The following is a 15,481-nucleotide window of genomic DNA, read 5'->3' as shown; positions in this document are numbered from 1 at the left end:
CGGCCACGACAATATCCGCCGTACATGTTGTCAAATGAAATGTGGAAAGATGGCGGCATGGGTAAGCGCAGATATGAACAGGTCGTGCGGGCCGAGGGCGCGGAGCAGACCCGGCGGCGCATCCTCGACGCCGTCGGCGACCAACTGCGTGCCGCCCCGACCGAACCGCCGAGTCTCGACAAGGTCGCTCGGAGCGCGGGAGTGTCACGATCGACGATCTATGTGGACTTCGGTTCCCGCGCAGGTCTTTTCGATGCGTTTGTGATGGATCTCTACGAACGGACCGGACTGCGCGAGCTCACCGCCGCCGTCGCATCCGATGACCCGCGCGTTCATCTGCGGGAAGCGATCGCCGCGGCAAGCCGGATGAAATCCCGGGATCTCGAGATCTACCGGGTACTGCACGCGATGGACCGCATCGATCCCTCCTCGGCCGCCGAGGCGGTCCGAGCGATGGAGGACGACCGGCGCGGTGGCGTGACCCACCTGGCGAACCGGCTGGCCACGGCGGGCCTGCTGCGTGACGATGTTCCGGTCGAGTGGGCCGTGGACGTGTTGTGGACACTGACCAGTTTCGAAAGTCTCGATCTGCTCGTCACCGGGCGCGGGCTCACCGTCGATGAGGCGACCGAACGACTGACCACCACGGCGGAGCGCGCGTTGTGCCGACCGGAGCGACCCGAGGGGTGACCGCGCTCCGGCCTCGGGCGGTGTGATGCCATTGACGCATGGCGTCGACGCGGGAACAGTCGTTTTCGGAGGATCCGACCACTCGGTTGTCTGCCGCGCGGCTACCTGCCACCGCTTTTTCGCGGGCATGGGACCTGCGCGTCCCGGTGGTGAACGCGCCGATGGGCGGGGTCGCGGGTGGCCGCCTGGCCGCCGCGGTCACCGCGGCGGGCGGGCTGGGGATGATCGGCATGGGCAGTGCGGGTTCGGTCGCGGCGCTGCGCCGAGAACTCGAGTTCACGACATCGCTCGCCGGGAAATTCGGCATCGGGCTCGTCGGCTGGGTCGTCGCCGCCGAGCCGGAACTGCTCGATGTCGCCATCGCGGCGAATCCCACTCTGATCTCGGTCGGCTTCGGCGACGATTTCGGATGGGTGGACCGCGTCGGAAACGCCGGAATACGCACGGCCGCACAGGTCTACAACGCGCGCGAGGCGCGACGGGCCCAGGATGCCGGAATCGACGTCGTGGTGGCGCGAGGCTCGGAAGGCGGCGGCCACGGGGCTGCGGAGATGACGGCGCTGCCGCTGTTGGACGCGGTACTGGGGGCCGTCTCGATACCGGTGCTGGCCGCGGGTGGCATCGGATCCCCCGCGAGTCTCGCGGCGGTGCTCGCGGCGGGCGCGAGTGGTGTGTGGCTCGGCACTCGCCTCGCCGCGTGCTCCGAATCCTTGCTGCACGACGCGGGACGGCGCGCGTTGATCGACGCCGACGGCACCGACACGGTCCTCACGACGGCCTTCGACATCGCGATGGGATTGCCGTGGCCCGCGCGGTTTCCCGCGCGGGTACTGCGCAACGAGTTCACGACCCGCTGGGCAGGCCGCGAGGATGGCCTGCGCGCGGATGAACGCGCGCGGGATTCCGTGATGGTCGCGGTCGACGCCGCCGATCTGCGGACAGCGCCGATCGACGCCGGACAGGGCGTCGGCATGATCGCCGCCGTCGAGCCTGCGGCGCGGGTGATCGATGAAATCTGTTCCGGCGCCGTGGCATTGCTCTCTCGTGGGCACTGACCACCGCCTCTCGGGCGTAGGCTAACCCGCGCCGGGCGGCGGTTAGCGACGAAATCGCCACTGCGGCAAGGTCCGGCAGACTCACCGGCAACGATCGAGCTGTGCCGACAACTCTTCGGCAACAATGCGAAAACGGACAAAAACGGATCGAAGATTCGTTGCTCAGGTACCGGTCCGGAGCGTTAATGGAAGTACGGGGCTGCTCGGCGATCGGGTGACCTCGGTTCGGGGAATCCATCATCGTCATCACAACCGAGGAAGCAGCGCCTTGCCTACTATCACGTCCCTTTCACCGGCCTCTGGCCCCTCCACCGGCGGCCCCAGCGTCACGTACACCTACAGCTGAGGTCGGGATACCCGGGCTGTCGACGCTGCGGCCCGCCCGGGTCGCCCGGCCGCCCGAGGCGAGCGAACGGTGCGGCGTCCGTACGCACGACGCAGATTCGCAGGGGTGAGGGGGTTCCGGTGCCAACCGTGTTGAAAATGCTTCTGGCAGAGCGGCATCTCAAGAGTCATCCAGATTTTCTCGCCGCGTACGACAGGTGTGCCGCACAACTCGACCCGCCGGTCCCGCCGGGATACGGTCCGGCGAAAGCACAGTACTACCAGTGGTTGTCGGGCAGGATGGTCGGACTGCCCCGTGACTATCACCGCCGGGTGCTGCAGCAGATGTTCCCGGGCTGGACGGTGGAGAGATTATTCCAGATGGTCGATTCCCCACCCGGCAACACGCGATCCCCCGAGCTGTCCACACCCGTCGACGGCGAACTCGAGGCGTTCCTCGGCGCCGAAATGATCACCTACGGAGCGACATTGGTCTATCCCGTGCAGCGCGACAACCCGGCGGTCGTCCCGGAGAACGATATGCGCGGACTGCTGTACGTAGCCGCCCTGCTCCAGCGGCACACCGATATCCGTACCGACTTCCGCAGCGACCGCGAAGCGGCCACGCGCAGCGACCGACCCCACCTCGATTTCGGACTGCGCTGCGCACAGCTATTTCTGCGCGGCGTCGAACGCCCGCTGTTCACGGTCCGGACGACCCTCTCGACGGAAGGCCCCGGTGTCGAATGCCTCGAGCTGAGCGATGGAACCCGCTACGATTCCCGCGGCGAGCACCACATCGGCATCATCGCCCGAGCGCGGCCGAGCCCGCACCTCCACCCCGGCGGATACCGGTTCCTCTGCGCGGGACTCGGCCCGCGCGGCGCCGCGGGAGCGGGTTGGTTCCTCGCCAATCATTGGAGTTCGCTCCACCAGCGCGCAGGAGACCACGAATTCGTCGCGATCATCGGCGTATGGAGATACTCCGACCAGACCTCCGCTCTGGAAAAGCTCCTCATCGGCCCACCGTCGGTCCCCTGAGCCGTACTGCGCGGTAGCCTCTGTGCCCGCGGACTACCTCCGCGAGGTCCTGTCACCTTCCACCGCACAGTGTGGCCGCCCTGCCGGACAATCTGTTCGATCCATCCGGCAGGACGGTCTGTTCGGGTGTCGACGCGGCACCCAGCCCTGGCAGGTACGGGCGGTGCCGTCTCCACCCTGCGAGTGGGCGATAACGGCAGTAAACCCACTCGTCAACGAGATACCCGCACCGCACCGCTATTAATCAGCAATGCGCCAATGTCCTCGGTTTATCTGCGCCACGATCGGGTACGGATCGATCACATCCGCACCATCGAACTGAAACGCTGGCGCCGAGGAGGTCTCGCGTGGTCGTGGAACACAGGAAATCTCGCACGCTCGCACCGGATCGGTCGGGGTAATCGGCCGTGGACGCGATACCGACGGTCGGGGTCGAAGAAGAATTCCTGCTCACCGATCCCGGAACCGGGGCCCCGACTGCCAAGAACACGCAGGTAGCCGACGCGGCGAAAAGCGCGGGGATCGACCTGCAGCTGGAACTGACCCGTTGCCAAGTGGAGACGAGCACCGGTGTGCACTCCGATATCGCCGCCCTTCTCGCGGAATTGCGCACCCTGCGCAGGACCGTCGCCGCATGCGCGGCGCACAATGACGCCCGGCTACTCGCTGTCGCTGTGCCCCCGACCGTGCCCGACCGATTCCCGGTGACCGATACGCCCCGCTACCAGCGCATCGCGCACACCTACGGCAGGATCGCCCACGAACAGGGACTGTGCGGCTGTCACGTCCACGTCGCGATTCCCGACCGCGAAACAGCGTTGCGCGTCAGTAACCACGTCCGGCCCTGGCTGCCGGTCTACCTGGCGATGACGGCCAACTCCGCGATCTACCGCGGCAGCGAAACCGGATACGCGAGCTGGCGCAGCATTCTGTGGCGACGCTGGCCCAGCGCCGGACCGCCACCCTATTTCAGTTCGCTCACCGAATACGACGCGCTGGTGGAGATGCTGCGCGCCAGCGGCAGCATCCTCGACAACAAGATGCTCTACTGGGATATCCGCCCATCGGAAACCTTCCCCACCATCGAAATACGGGTCAGCGACGTGGCAGCTACCCCGGACGAAGCCGCGCTGCTGGCGGCCATGATCAGAGGCGCCGTCACCATGGGCCTGCGGGCGAACGCACGAGGCGAATCCGCACCTGCCGTACCCGCCGAAGTCCTCTACGCGGCCTACTGGAACGCCGCGCACTTGGGCCTCGACGGCGACGGACTGGATCCGATAGCGCGCCGCGTCGCCCCACACCGCGTCCTGCTCACCGAACTCATCCACCACATCGAACCCGCTCTCCGCGACTCCGGTGATCACGCCTTCGTCACCGACGCCGTCGCCGCACTCCACGAGCGCGGCAACGGCGCGCAGCGGCAGATACGCGCGATGCGTCTGCGCCGCGAGGTCGACGACGTTGTCGCCGAACTGGCACGCGCGACCCTTGAAGGATGCGCCTGAGTACACGTGCGTCTCGACCCGGGCACGCACGACCGGACCGGCATCGCACGCGCGTATCCGTTGACGCGAATGGTGTCCGGCTCCGTTGCGCCCGTGGTTATTACGGGAGGGCGTCAGGCGGGATCTCAGTCGTGCGGGTCCGTGCCGAGGCGCGGGAAGACCGTGTGCAGGCGGTCCAGGGTCTGCTTGTCGAGTTCGGTGTACTGCAGATCCACCGCTTCGAGGTGCCGCAGCAGGAAGAACGACTCGGGCAGGCTCGTCAGGTCGTTGAACGACAGATCCAGCCGCCGCAGACCGGGCATGCGGGCGAATGCGTCACCGGGCAATTCGGTGAGTCCACGGCGCGTCACCCGATCGCCCACGGTCTTCTCACTCCATCGGTCGATCTCCAGATGCTCGAGGGTGGTGATTTCCCAGACGCCCGCGAGCAGCTCGCACGGCGGCTCGGGCTGGAACGACCAGGGCGTGTTGCCGTTGAGCCGCAGCACCCGCAGGCGCGGCAGCCGCGCCAGATCCGGCAGGCCGGGCAGCGTGGCCGATAGCGAGCCGCCGAGGTTCAGTTCCTCGAGGGCGGTCAGGGCCAGCAGTTCGTCGGGCACCGTTGTCAGCCAGATATGCGAGAGGTCGAGGGACCGCAGAGCGGACAGCGTGGTGACGGCCATCGGGAAATCGACCATGTCGTTGTACTCCCCCGGCTGCAGGGAGGACAGATCCAGTTCGCGCAGTCCGCCCAGTCGGCCCAATCCGTCCGGGACCTGGCAGGACAGCCGCGCGGCACGCAGCACCTCCAGCCGAGGCAGCTCGCCGAGCCGCTCCGGCAGGGATTCGAAGGCGTTGCCGGAGATGTCGAGGACTCGCAGCGTACGCAGGTCGCCGATGCTGTCCGGCAGGCCGGTCAACCCCGTCCCTGCCAGGTTCAGCTCCTCCAGGGCCGACAATGCGGCCAGGCCGCCGATGCGTTCGTCGGTGGTGGCGGCATGGCCGATGCTGTCGTTGCCCGCCAGCGACAACACCCGCAGTCGGGGGAACTCGAGCAGTTCCGCGGGCAACTCCCGCAGCTTCCGGCCGGACAGGTCGAGTTCGGTCACTTCCTCCGCGCGCCCCAGCAACTCGCGCAACTCGTCCACCGCCGCCAGATGGCTCGGCCGGATTCCCGCGCGCAATACCGGCTGCCCCGCGCGCAACGCCGCGCTGATCCGGCGTTCGTCGGCGGTGGCGTCACTGCCGAGTACCGCCGGTAGTACGAGATCGTCCAGTTCGTCGGCGTCGAAATCCACCGGCTGGTTCACGCGGTAGGGGTCGGCGATGAGCACGGCCTCGGGCTGGCGGTCGAAATACGCGCAGAAGTACAGGGTGCTGATGACGAATTCGGCCCGGACGCGGCCCTTCACGGCCAGGACGCCGCCGTCGTCGCCATAGCTGCCCTGGATGCCCCCCGACGCGGTGAGATCACCTCGGACTGCCATCTCCGGGCAGCCGAACAGGATGATGTTGCGGGCCCGCACGTTTCCGGTGACGAGCACGAAATTGCCACTGGCCGAATCCCACCAGTCGATATCACCGGTGACAGTCAGGTCGCCGTCCACGATGACGTTGTACGGAACCCAGTCGTCATCGGATTCCGGCTCCATATTCCCCTCGACGTTCAACCCGCCCTCGTAGAGGCGGATCTCCTGTTCGGCGGCGAAATCCCGGTACGGGAACTGGATGTCGGCGGAAAGCTGGAATCGCTGCTCCGCTTCGCCGACGGTGATCACGCGGTAGTCCGTCAGCGACGTCATGGGGGTCATACCGGCGAATGGTAGACGGAGCCGATCACGTCGGCGAAGCGGGAATCCTGCTCACCAATCGCATCGCGCACCTTCGGACGGGACGACCGTGAACTACTTCGGGGCAGCGAAACCCCGTGCCGCGAAGGTCTTCTCGACGGCGGTCGATTCCGGTGCGGCCACGGATGAACTATGCATGGGAACCGCGTCGCTGAGCGACGCGGAGAGTGAGCGAGACTGTCAGCGCGGCGATGAGCGCCAAACTCGGATGCACGATCCGGTCGCGCATATCGACCGGAATGACACCGAGTATCGCGCCACCGCCGAGGAATCCCAGGACCGTCTCGGCCGCGTACAGGACGCCGACACCGATGACCACGGGCACCGGCGCCGCGCGCAGCCCGGCCAGGAGCACGACCGCGACCACCAGTTGCAGCGTGGCGCGCCACCCTGATCCCGGCAGCGTGAACTCCGCATCGCCGACCAAGGTGGTCACTGCCCGGACCAGCAGGAACAGGCCGACGACGAGGCAGTACCACTGCGCCGCTGTCGGTTTCGATCGCCGTGTCGGCAATTCCGTGTTCACATCGACTCCCTTGTTGCCACCATGGCATTAAGCCTAGGCATATACTGCCACCATGGCAATAGCGGAAGTGAAGCGACGCAGGCGCACCACGGCCGAAGCTCGCGCCGAAATCTTGGACGCGGCAAGCGCATTGCTGCGGGAACACCCCTCCGAAGCCGTGACCGTCAGCGCGATCATGGCGCGGACCACGTTGTCGCGGAAGTCGTTCTACGTGTATTTCCCCGACCGGACAGCGCTACTACGCGAACTGTTGGGGCCGCTGCGCGCCGAGACCGATGCCTCGATCCAATGCTGGCGCGCGGCATCGGAACCCAGAGAAGCCGGGCGCGCGGCGCTGGCCGCGGCCGCTCGGATGTATCAGCGTCACGGGGCGGTGCTGCGAACACTGGCGGCGGCCTCGCAACGAGACGCCGAGGCCGCAGGGCTGTGGCGAGAGTTCATCGACCCACTCGAGCAGGTCGCCGCCGAGACCATCGCCCGCGCCGACACCGGGCTGCCCGCCGCCCCGACGGCCCGCGCGCTGGTGACGATGAATGTGCACTACCTGCTGGACGAGGTCGTCGACGCCGAACCAGAGGTAGTCGACGCCGCCGTCGACATCCTCGCCACCGTGTGGGCACGCACGCTCTACCCGCACGACTGACCTGTCACGAACACACACCTCGAGGTCGGGCCGCGCGGCGGCACGGCTCCCGTCAGACGCGTGACTCGTTCCGGAAAGCGGACAAGACTTCGCGGCTGTGGCAGGACCCGGTTCCCGCCGTCGACCACGGGGCCCGGCCCGGCGCGACTGCGTACTTTCGGAGGCCGGGGCAAGATGGGGGGTATGCGGACGCAGTTCCATCACAACCTCGACCACCTCGCCGGTCAGTTACAGGTGATGTGTCGTCGCGACGGCGCCGCCATCGCCACCGCGACCGACGCACTACTGCACGCCGATGTGGAGTTGGCCGAGGAGGTGCTCGATCTCTGTGGCGATCTCGAGATCCTGCGCGAGGACTGCGAATCCACCGCGGTCTCGCTCTTGGCGTTGCAGGCCCCTGTCGCCGGCGAACTACGCCAAGTGGTCACCGCCATCCAACTCACCGGAAACCTCACCCGCATGGGCGCACTCACCGAACACATCGCGGATATCGCCCGCCGCCGGCATCCCGTGCACGCCGTCCCCGAGCCGGTGCGCCCGATCGTGGCCCGCATGGGCGCGGCGGCCGTCGCCATCGCCACGAGCGCCGTCGAGGTGCTCGGCACCCGTGACCCGCACGACGCGGCGGCGCTCGACGACCAGGACGACGTCATGGATCGACTGCAGCACGACCTGTTGACCGCGGTCCTGGCCGAGGACTGGACCGAGGGCGCCGCGGCCGCCGTCGACCTCGCCCTGATCGGCCGCTACTACGAGCGCTTCGCGGACAACGCCGTCGAAGTGGGACGGCGCACGGTGTTCATGGCAACGGGATACACCCCGGGGACCTGGCAACCGCAGTCCGCCGATCGGCACTGATCGTCGAACCCCGGTGACGGGTTGTCACCGGGGTCGCGCTACCCGCGGCCGAGCAGTTCTGCGGTAATGACGCGCCCGAGGCGCAGCGGTTCGGTCGAATGCTCCAGTTTGGACCCGGCCAGCGCACCGTCGTAGACCAGCTGGATACGCCGGGCCAGCGCCTCCGGTCCGGCAATGCCGCATTCGGCGAGTAACTCGGTGAGGATCCGGCGCAGCCATTCGCGATGCGCGATCACCGGGGCCAGCTCCTGATCGGGGAACTCCGTTGCCGCGTTGGCGTATTGGCAGCCGCGAAAGCCCTTGCCCGGCGCGGAGGCCAGCGCCAGGTCGAAGAAGGTGAGGATGCGGTCGGCCGGGTCGGGCACGGCCGCGACGGCCTCGCTCCAGCGGGCGCGATCGCGCCGGTCGAGATCCTCGAGGTAGGCGAGTACCAGCGAATCCTTGGAGCCGTAGCTGGAGTACATGCTGGCGCGCGCCACCCCGGCCTCCGCCAGCACCCGGTCGATTCCGACAGCGCGGATGCCGTGCTGAGCGAACAGGGTGGCGGCGGTGTCCAGCAGGCGCTGCGCGGGGCTCGGTCTGCTCCGGTGCTCCGCCGTCGCCGCTGCGGATTCCGTCGACGTGGTCACCACACCACCATAACCGGTCCACCGAATAGACAGATCGTTCTGTCTGTGCGTATGGTGTGTCCGTGACCCGCCGCACCCTCAGCCGCCGCCTGCACGTGGATTTCGTGCGCGTCGCCGGTGCCGTCTGTCGTCACCAGCGCTGAATCCGCCAGCCACCGGCGAACCCGCGCCCCGGTCCCTCTTCTGGCGACCCGCATCTGTTTCACCACGAAATCCATTCCGCGAAAGGCATTCCCGCATGTCCCTGTACCTGTACGAACTCGTGCCCGCGATCGATCCGGGCAAGGCCGTCGACGAACTCGCCCGCCGCTTCGAGGAAGCCGGCGGCGAACTGATCGAAGCCCAGATCACCGGTGACGCCGGGCGCGTCTTCGCGATCGCGGAGTTCGAAAGCTGTCGCGGGCCCCGCCTGGAATCCGACGGCGCGCTCGGGGAGGTCGACGGCCCGCACGACGTACGCCTCGTCGGCGCCGACCTCGCACAGCTGAAGGCGGCCCGGCCCGCCGCAGGCTACCTCGTGGAGTGGGATATCCCCGCCGAGATCGACATGGAGACCTACCTGGCCCGCAAGAAGGCGAACTCACCGAAGTACGCGAACGTGCCCGACGTCGATTTCCTGCGCACCTATGTGCGCGAGGACATGGACAAATGCCTGTGCTTCTACGACGCCCCCGACGAGGCCGCGGTGCGTCGCGCCCGCGAGGCCGTGAGCACCCCGATCGACCGCCTGCACGCACTGACGGACCCCAGGACATGACCGCCGTGACCGACGCGCGCACCGAGGGCGCCGCGTTCGTGCGCGAGCGCGCCGGCGCCCTCGACCGCGGCGAGACCGACATCCGCACCGACCTCGCGGAACTGGGCAGGCTCGGCCTGCTCGGAATCGGCTTGGGTGACAAGGGGATCGGTGAGATCGTGGGCGTCATCGAGGACGTGGCCGCGGAGAGCCTCGCGGTCGGCTTTTCGCTGTGGGCGCAGCGCATGACCCTCGAATACCTCTATCGCGCACCGGAACCCCTGCGAACGGCACACCTGGACGGCCTGGTGACCGGGCGCACCGTCGGCGTCACCGCCATGGCCCCCGCGCTCAAACATCTCGCCGGGCTCGGTCCCCTGCCGCTGGCCGGTGTCGCGGCGCCCGGCGGGCACCTGGTCTCCGGCCCGATCGCGTGGGCCTCCAACGTGTTTCCCGACGCGCTGATCGTGTTCCCGTTCCGCGACGAGGCGGATCGCGGAAACGTCGCATGTACCCGCGCCGACGCCGCGGGAGTGACGGTGGCACCCGGCCCGGATCTGCTCGCGCTCGGCGCCACCGCGTCCACCTCGCTGCGCTTCACCGACGTCCGAGTCGGCGCCGAGCAGCGGATCACCGACGACCTGGCCGTCTTCTGCGGCGCCATCCGGGCGAGATTCCTGCTGCTGCAGTCGGCGTTCGGCACGGGTATCGCGCGCACCGCGCTGGCCGAGGCGGCCACCCGGTTGGACGGGCTCGGCGCGCAGTTCCGCGCCGACTACGACAATCTGGCCGCGCAGCGCGACGACGTGCGCACCCGCCTGTACGCCCATGCCGCCGATCCCGGCGCCGCGAGTGGGGCCGAACTGCTCACCGTGCGTCTGGACGCGGCGCGGCTCGCCGTCGAGGCCACCCGGCTCGAATTCGCCCTGCGTGGCGGCGCCGGATACGCCACGGCGAGCGCAACCAACCGGCGGTTCCGGGAAGCCGCCTTCCTGCCGATCCAGTCTCCTTCCGAAGGGCAATTGCGATGGGAACTCTCGCAGTACAGGTGACGGGTGGCCGCAAGAGCTATCCGGGCCGGCGCGAACCGGTACTCGACGGTATCGACCTCGCGGTCGCCGCGGGCGAAACACTGGCCGTACTCGGCGCCAGCGGCAGCGGCAAGTCCACGCTACTGCGGGTGCTGGCCGGGCTCGACCGTCTCGACGGCGGCGGAATCGACTGGGCGGGCGCGGACACCCCGCCCACCACCGGCACCGTGTTCCAGCAGCCGCTGCTGATGCCGTGGCTCACGGTGCGCGACAACATTCTGTTCGGCGGCCGGTTCGCTCGGCACCGTGCCGGATTCGACCGGGAGCACGCCATCGGCCTGCTCGCGCGGTTCGGTCTCGGCGAGCTCGCGGGCCGCTACCCCGATCAGCTCTCCGGCGGTCAGGCGCAACGCGTCTCGGTGATCCGCGCCGCCGCGGTGCGGCCCCGGCTACTGCTGCTCGACGAACCGTTCAGCGCGCTTGACCCGGCCGTGCGGGCCGACCTGCAGGACTGGCTGCGCGAACTGGTGGCCGAATTGTTCTGCACCACAGTGCTCGTCACCCACGACGTGGACGAGGCGCTGCGGCTGGCCGACCGGATCGTGCTCATCGGCCCCGGCGCCGCGGTGCGCGAGGATGTCAGGCTCACCGGCGAGGACCCGGTGTCGGTGCGTGAGCGCATCGTCGCCGGCTACCGCGAGACGGTGGTGCCCGCGTGAGCGCGCTCTCGCGCCGCGCGCTGCTGTGCGGGTGCGCAGGGCTTGTCGCCGCGGGCGGTGTGGCCGGGCTGGCCGACCTGGCTCGCGCCGCCGGCGCCGACCGCGCCGATACCGGCGGTGCGCTGCGTATCGGCTACCTGCCCATCACCGACGCCTCGCCGCTGCTCGTCGCCCACGGTGCGGGCACCGTCGCGCCGGGCATCGTGGACAGCGCGAAACCGGTGCTCTTCCGCAGCTGGGCGTCGCTGGCAGAAGCGTTCCTCACCCGGCAGGTCGACGTGGTGCACCTGCTCATGCCGATGGCGGTGCAACTCAAATACGGCCTCGGCGCCGACATCAGGGTGCTCGGCTGGAACCACACCAACGGGTCCGCGCTCACCGTCGCCCCGCACATCACCGAGCCGGAGCAACTGGCGGGCACCCAGGTCGCCATACCGTTCTGGTGGTCGATCCACAACATCCTCGTCCAACAGTACCTGCGCGCACACGGCCTGCGCCCGGTGATCCGGCGTGGCGCCTCGCGGTCGGACCGCACCGTCGAGCTGATCGCCATGAGCCCATCGGACATGGTGCCCGCACTGGCGAACCGCTCCATCGCCGGTTTCACCGTCGCCGACCCGTTCAACGCCGCCGCCGGGGTGCGCGGGGTCGGCCGGATCCACCGCTACCTCGGCGACATCTGGCGTGACCATGCCTGCTGCGCGCTCGTGGTGCATCAGGATCTGCTCGACCGCCGCCCCGAGGTCGCCCAAGCCCTCACCGACGGCGTGGTCGCCGCGCAGCGCCGGATCGACACCGACCGTCCCGCGACCGCGAAAATGCTGGCGGGCGGCTACCTTCCGCAGCCACTGCCCGCCATCACCACCGCGCTCACCTATCCGAAGCCGCCGCCGGTGCGGCACCCGGAGTGGAACCCGCAGCGCATCGGCTTCCAGCCCTTCCCCTTTCCGAGCTTCACCGCGGCACTCGTCGCGGCCATGCCCGACACCGTCGTGGACGGCGACACCCGGTTCCTGTCCCGGCTCGACCCGCAGCGGGTGCACGACGAACTCGTCGACGACCGCTTCGTCCGCGCCGCGCTGAACCGGGCGGGCGGCGCCGCCGCCGTCGGACTGCCGGATTCGCTGACCCGCACCGAGGAGATCGACCCGTCGTGACCACCACCGCCCTCCCCGACATCGCGCCCTCGGCGCCGCGGCGAACCGGCCGCACCCTGCTGTCCCGCGTCCTCGCCATCGCCGCCGCGCTCGCGATCTGGTGGCTGATCACCAGCGTGCTCGCAGGCGAGGACTCGCTGCTGCGCGAGTTCGCCCCGCAGCACGTGCCGGACGCGCTGCACGCCCTCCACGACCGCGGCGTGCTGCTGTCGGATATCAGGGTGAGCCTGTGGCGGCTGCTGCTCGGCCTGCTCATCGCCGTCACCATCGGCGTGCCCCTCGGCCTGCTGCTCGGCCTGCACGCCGCCACCGACCACGCCCTCGCCCCGGTCGTGCAGTTCCTGCGCATGATCTCCCCGCTCTCCTGGGCGCCGATCGCGGTGGCCGTCTTCGGCATCGGCAACCAGCCGGTGGTGTTCCTCGTCGCCGCCGCGGCGGTCTGGCCCATCGTGCTCAACACCGGCGCGGGAGTGCGCGCCATCGACCCCGGCCTGCTGTTGGTCGCTCGTTCGTTCGGCGCCACGTGGCGAGAGCGCCTCACCACCGTGGTGCTGCCCGCCGTCCGCGGCCCCGTGCAGGCGGGCCTGCGGATCGCCCTCGGCATCGCCTGGGTGGTCCTGGTTCCCGCCGAAATGCTCGGTGTACGTTCGGGATTGGGCTACCAGATTCTCAACGCCCGCGATCAGCTGGCCTACGACCAGGTGATGGCCGTGATCGTGGTCATCGGCGCGCTCGGCTTCGTCCTCGACGGCCTCGCCAGGAAGTTGCTCGACCGGCGCTGAATCGTCCGGTCCGGTCCGGTCCCCACGGCCACCGCGCGCCAAACAGACCGGCTCGAAACCAGGTCGGCGGATCACGGATTAAGGTGTCGAGAGTGCGAACGCGTGCGCGACCTCTACGGTTTCTCGGTCTTGTTGCGGGGCTGTCTGTTCCCCTCTTCGCTCTCGGCGCCCTGCGGGACGGAATCGGCATCGGGGCGATGCGGTTGCCTGCCAGTGCGGTGATGCTGGTGCTGCCGGGGCTGGTCGCCGCGGGCCTGTCGTGGCGCGACGGCGGCCGGGTGGCGGTCACCGCCCTGCTGCGGCGGGCGGTGGATCGCCCACCCGCCCGGTGGCGCTGGTACGCGTTGGCGGCAGGGCTGTTCCCGGTGCTGAGCCTGCCCGCCTTCGCTGTCACGATCATGTGCACCGGCGCGCCGTCAGCCCTGCCGCTGCCGCTGATCGCGGCGCCGGCGCTGCTCGCGGTGTTCATGGTCGCCGCCGTCTGCGAGGAGCTGGGCTGGACCGCCTATGCCGCCGATCCGCTGATCGAGCGATTCGGCGTGGTGGGCGCGGGCGCCGTCCTCGGGGTGTTCTGGGGGTGTGGCATCTGATCCCCCTGGCCCAGGCGGGGCATTCACTCGAGTGGATGGCGGGCTGGTTCGTCACCACCGTGGCAGCGCGGGTGTTCATGGTCGCCGTCTACGACGGTAGCGGCGGCGCCGTTGGCACCGCGATCGTGACCCACGCCATGATCAACCTCGCCGACGCTTACACGCCGACCCTCGATTCAGCGCTGTTCATGGGCACCTTGGCAGGGCTGGCCGTCTGCGCGGCGACCGCGACCGCGACGGCGCTGCGCGCTCGCCACGAGCCAAGGGAAGACGTGATCGCACGCCGCGCCGGGCCGACGGACCCGCCGTGACGCAGGGAATTCCCGCCACGTGGATCGACCGCTCGAGCGCGTAGACGCGGACTACCCCCTCATTCCCGGCGGTGGGCGAGGTATTTGCGCGCGGCGGTGACGATTCCGACGGCGCAGACGAGTATCACCGCGATGGCGCTGACGCCGATCCCGATGTCGAGCGCCCTGCCGAGATCGCCGTCGTTGCCGCCCTGCAGGTCGGCGATGAACTCCGCCGAGAAGTAGGGGCGGTGCACCAAGACCGCGGCGGCCGTGACGACGGCGAACAGATCCGCGGCGATCGACAGCGCGGTGACCGGCAGTGTCCAGGCGCGCACGACCAGTTGCGCGATGGCGACGATCACCCACAGCACGGCGACGGCGACCACCAGGGGCAATAGCCGGTCGACAACGCCGGGATCGAGACCTTCGGCGGTCTCGGCGAGGAACGACGGCGCCAGCGCCGGGAAGAAGCACAGCGATCCGACCAGCACGGCGACGGCGAACACCAGATCGGCGATCGCGTCGCCGAGTGGGATCTCGTGCCCGCGCGGCACCGGCGGCAGGTCGTCGGGTCGCCATTCACGCAAGACCGCACCCGGCGCTGTGCGCTCTATGACGGCGAAGACCACGGTCACCCAGACGGCCGTGTAGACCGCGCCGGTGAAGGCCGAAGTGAGGCCCTCCTCGAGCATTCCGCCGATCGTCGGCGGCGTGTCGTCGTCGACGAGGGCGGCCAGCAGGCTCACCCCTCCCACGACGAGCGCCACCGCGCGGATCGCGGGCCACAGCACCCGCAGATAGGTGTCGTACAGACGTGGGCCGATGAGCTGGCGCGGCGCTCCCCGGAAGCGGCGCGCCTGATCCTCCGGCGGGCCGAACTCGGTGAGCGCCTCGCGCGTCGAGCGCCCGGACGACTCGTCCGCGACCCGGGCCCGCAACTCGACGGCCGCCGCGTCGCGACGGGACCGGGGCAGGTGCACGAGCACACCGTGGACGTAGCGGTCGATCAGTTCGTCGTCGGACAGCGTGCCGGCCATTATCACTCCCGTACTTCAGGCATTGCGTCGTTC

The 15,481-nt window shown here is 69.1% G+C and carries 18 protein-coding genes; 14 read left to right on the top strand and 4 right to left on the bottom strand.

Annotated elements, in window-relative coordinates; genetic code table 11:
• Positions 1 to 57 precede the first annotated feature (57 nt).
• From ABZS43_RS17725 to ABZS43_RS17710, 4 genes are all read left to right on the top strand, one after another.
• On the top strand, positions 58 to 690 hold the full coding sequence (locus ABZS43_RS17725) for a TetR/AcrR family transcriptional regulator (protein WP_355036975.1): 633 nt from the start codon (positions 58 to 60) through the stop codon (positions 688 to 690).
• A gap of 161 nt (positions 691 to 851) precedes the next feature.
• Positions 852 to 1,745, top strand: coding sequence for a nitronate monooxygenase (locus tag ABZS43_RS17720; RefSeq protein ID WP_355037109.1), 894 nt, complete (start codon positions 852 to 854; stop codon positions 1,743 to 1,745).
• A gap of 465 nt (positions 1,746 to 2,210) precedes the next feature.
• Positions 2,211 to 3,110, top strand: a complete 900-nt coding sequence (locus ABZS43_RS17715; RefSeq protein WP_355036974.1) for a hypothetical protein — start codon at positions 2,211 to 2,213, stop codon at positions 3,108 to 3,110.
• 407 nt (positions 3,111 to 3,517) lie between these two features.
• Entirely contained in the window at positions 3,518 to 4,618 is a 1,101-nt protein-coding gene (locus ABZS43_RS17710; protein ID WP_355036973.1) for a glutamate--cysteine ligase, read from the top strand.
• A gap of 125 nt (positions 4,619 to 4,743) precedes the next feature.
• On the opposite strand, the gene ABZS43_RS17705 is transcribed toward ABZS43_RS17710, so the two are convergent.
• Together ABZS43_RS17705 and ABZS43_RS17700 are read right to left on the bottom strand one after the other, a co-directional pair.
• A complete protein-coding gene (locus ABZS43_RS17705) occupies positions 4,744 to 6,408 on the bottom strand; it encodes a hypothetical protein (protein ID WP_355036972.1) in 1,665 nt (554 codons plus the stop codon).
• A gap of 169 nt (positions 6,409 to 6,577) precedes the next feature.
• The gene (locus ABZS43_RS17700; RefSeq protein ID WP_355036971.1) at positions 6,578 to 6,973 is read right to left on the bottom strand and encodes a hypothetical protein; all 396 of its coding nucleotides are present in this window, start codon (positions 6,971 to 6,973) and stop codon (positions 6,578 to 6,580) included.
• A gap of 52 nt (positions 6,974 to 7,025) precedes the next feature.
• Here ABZS43_RS17700 and ABZS43_RS17695 point away from each other — a divergent pair, with 52 nt between their 5' ends.
• Positions 7,026 to 7,616 carry a helix-turn-helix domain-containing protein gene (locus ABZS43_RS17695; protein ID WP_355036970.1) on the top strand — a complete coding sequence of 197 codons (591 nt, stop codon included), beginning with the start codon at positions 7,026 to 7,028 and terminating at the stop codon, positions 7,614 to 7,616.
• Positions 7,617 to 7,799: 183 nt separating this feature from the next.
• Positions 7,800 to 8,474, top strand: a complete 675-nt coding sequence (locus ABZS43_RS17690) for a PhoU domain-containing protein (RefSeq protein ID WP_355036969.1) — start codon at positions 7,800 to 7,802, stop codon at positions 8,472 to 8,474.
• A 38-nt stretch (positions 8,475 to 8,512) separates the two neighbouring features.
• Here ABZS43_RS17690 and ABZS43_RS17685 read toward each other — a convergent pair whose 3' ends face one another.
• Positions 8,513 to 9,103 (bottom strand): helix-turn-helix domain-containing protein, encoded by a 591-nt coding sequence (locus ABZS43_RS17685; RefSeq protein ID WP_355036968.1) that lies wholly within the window; start codon positions 9,101 to 9,103, stop codon positions 8,513 to 8,515.
• Positions 9,104 to 9,159: 56 nt separating this feature from the next.
• Between ABZS43_RS17685 and ABZS43_RS17680 the strand changes: the two genes are divergently transcribed.
• From ABZS43_RS17680 to ABZS43_RS17645, 8 genes are all read left to right on the top strand, one after another.
• Positions 9,160 to 9,246 carry a putative leader peptide gene (locus ABZS43_RS17680; protein WP_355037108.1) on the top strand — a complete coding sequence of 29 codons (87 nt, stop codon included), beginning with the start codon at positions 9,160 to 9,162 and terminating at the stop codon, positions 9,244 to 9,246.
• A gap of 95 nt (positions 9,247 to 9,341) precedes the next feature.
• Positions 9,342 to 9,860 carry a DUF4242 domain-containing protein gene (locus ABZS43_RS17675; protein ID WP_355036967.1) on the top strand — a complete coding sequence of 173 codons (519 nt, stop codon included), beginning with the start codon at positions 9,342 to 9,344 and terminating at the stop codon, positions 9,858 to 9,860.
• Complete coding sequence (locus tag ABZS43_RS17670) at positions 9,857 to 10,891, top strand: acyl-CoA dehydrogenase family protein (protein WP_355036966.1); 1,035 nt, start codon at positions 9,857 to 9,859, stop codon at positions 10,889 to 10,891. Before ABZS43_RS17675 ends, ABZS43_RS17670 begins: the two co-directional genes overlap by 4 nt.
• Positions 10,867 to 11,589, top strand: coding sequence for an ABC transporter ATP-binding protein (locus tag ABZS43_RS17665; RefSeq protein WP_355036965.1), 723 nt, complete (start codon positions 10,867 to 10,869; stop codon positions 11,587 to 11,589). Before ABZS43_RS17670 ends, ABZS43_RS17665 begins: the two co-directional genes overlap by 25 nt.
• On the top strand, positions 11,586 to 12,746 hold the full coding sequence (locus tag ABZS43_RS17660) for an ABC transporter substrate-binding protein (protein ID WP_355036964.1): 1,161 nt from the start codon (positions 11,586 to 11,588) through the stop codon (positions 12,744 to 12,746). The genes ABZS43_RS17665 and ABZS43_RS17660 overlap by 4 nt, the downstream gene beginning before the upstream one ends.
• Positions 12,747 to 12,766: 20 nt before the next feature.
• On the top strand, positions 12,767 to 13,528 hold the full coding sequence (locus tag ABZS43_RS17655) for an ABC transporter permease (protein ID WP_355037107.1): 762 nt from the start codon (positions 12,767 to 12,769) through the stop codon (positions 13,526 to 13,528).
• A 92-nt stretch (positions 13,529 to 13,620) separates the two neighbouring features.
• Positions 13,621 to 14,118: a hypothetical protein gene (locus ABZS43_RS17650; protein ID WP_355036963.1), complete on the top strand. Its 498-nt coding sequence runs from the start codon at positions 13,621 to 13,623 to the stop codon at positions 14,116 to 14,118.
• Complete coding sequence (locus tag ABZS43_RS17645; protein ID WP_355036962.1) at positions 14,106 to 14,429, top strand: hypothetical protein; 324 nt, start codon at positions 14,106 to 14,108, stop codon at positions 14,427 to 14,429. Before ABZS43_RS17650 ends, ABZS43_RS17645 begins: the two co-directional genes overlap by 13 nt.
• Positions 14,430 to 14,488: 59 nt before the next feature.
• On the opposite strand, the gene ABZS43_RS17640 is transcribed toward ABZS43_RS17645, so the two are convergent.
• Positions 14,489 to 15,448, bottom strand: a complete 960-nt coding sequence (locus tag ABZS43_RS17640) for a hypothetical protein (protein WP_355036961.1) — start codon at positions 15,446 to 15,448, stop codon at positions 14,489 to 14,491.
• Positions 15,449 to 15,481: the final 33 nt, after the last annotated feature.

The organism is Nocardia sp. NPDC005366 (assembly GCF_040606855.1).
Lineage (GTDB): Bacteria > Actinomycetota > Actinomycetes > Mycobacteriales > Mycobacteriaceae > Nocardia.
Note: the sequence above shows the minus strand (reverse complement) of the source record. Positions and strands in the feature narration are given on the sequence as shown.

What these genes read in the sequence shown, in the direction of transcription:
- ABZS43_RS17690 (WP_355036969.1), top strand. Translation starts at nt 7,800, where the DNA reads ATGCGGACGCAGTTCCATCACAACCTCGACCACCTCGCCGGTCAGTTA.
- ABZS43_RS17675 (WP_355036967.1), top strand. Translation starts at nt 9,342, where the DNA reads ATGTCCCTGTACCTGTACGAACTCGTGCCCGCGATCGATCCGGGCAAG.
- ABZS43_RS17640 (WP_355036961.1), bottom strand. Translation starts at nt 15,448, where the DNA reads ATGGCCGGCACGCTGTCCGACGACGAACTGATCGACCGCTACGTCCAC.
- ABZS43_RS17670 (WP_355036966.1), top strand. Translation starts at nt 9,857, where the DNA reads ATGACCGCCGTGACCGACGCGCGCACCGAGGGCGCCGCGTTCGTGCGC.
- ABZS43_RS17665 (WP_355036965.1), top strand. Translation starts at nt 10,867, where the DNA reads ATGGGAACTCTCGCAGTACAGGTGACGGGTGGCCGCAAGAGCTATCCG.
- ABZS43_RS17725 (WP_355036975.1), top strand. Translation starts at nt 58, where the DNA reads ATGGGTAAGCGCAGATATGAACAGGTCGTGCGGGCCGAGGGCGCGGAG.
- ABZS43_RS17705 (WP_355036972.1), bottom strand. Translation starts at nt 6,408, where the DNA reads ATGACCCCCATGACGTCGCTGACGGACTACCGCGTGATCACCGTCGGC.
- ABZS43_RS17720 (WP_355037109.1), top strand. Translation starts at nt 852, where the DNA reads ATGGGCGGGGTCGCGGGTGGCCGCCTGGCCGCCGCGGTCACCGCGGCG.
- ABZS43_RS17695 (WP_355036970.1), top strand. Translation starts at nt 7,026, where the DNA reads ATGGCAATAGCGGAAGTGAAGCGACGCAGGCGCACCACGGCCGAAGCT.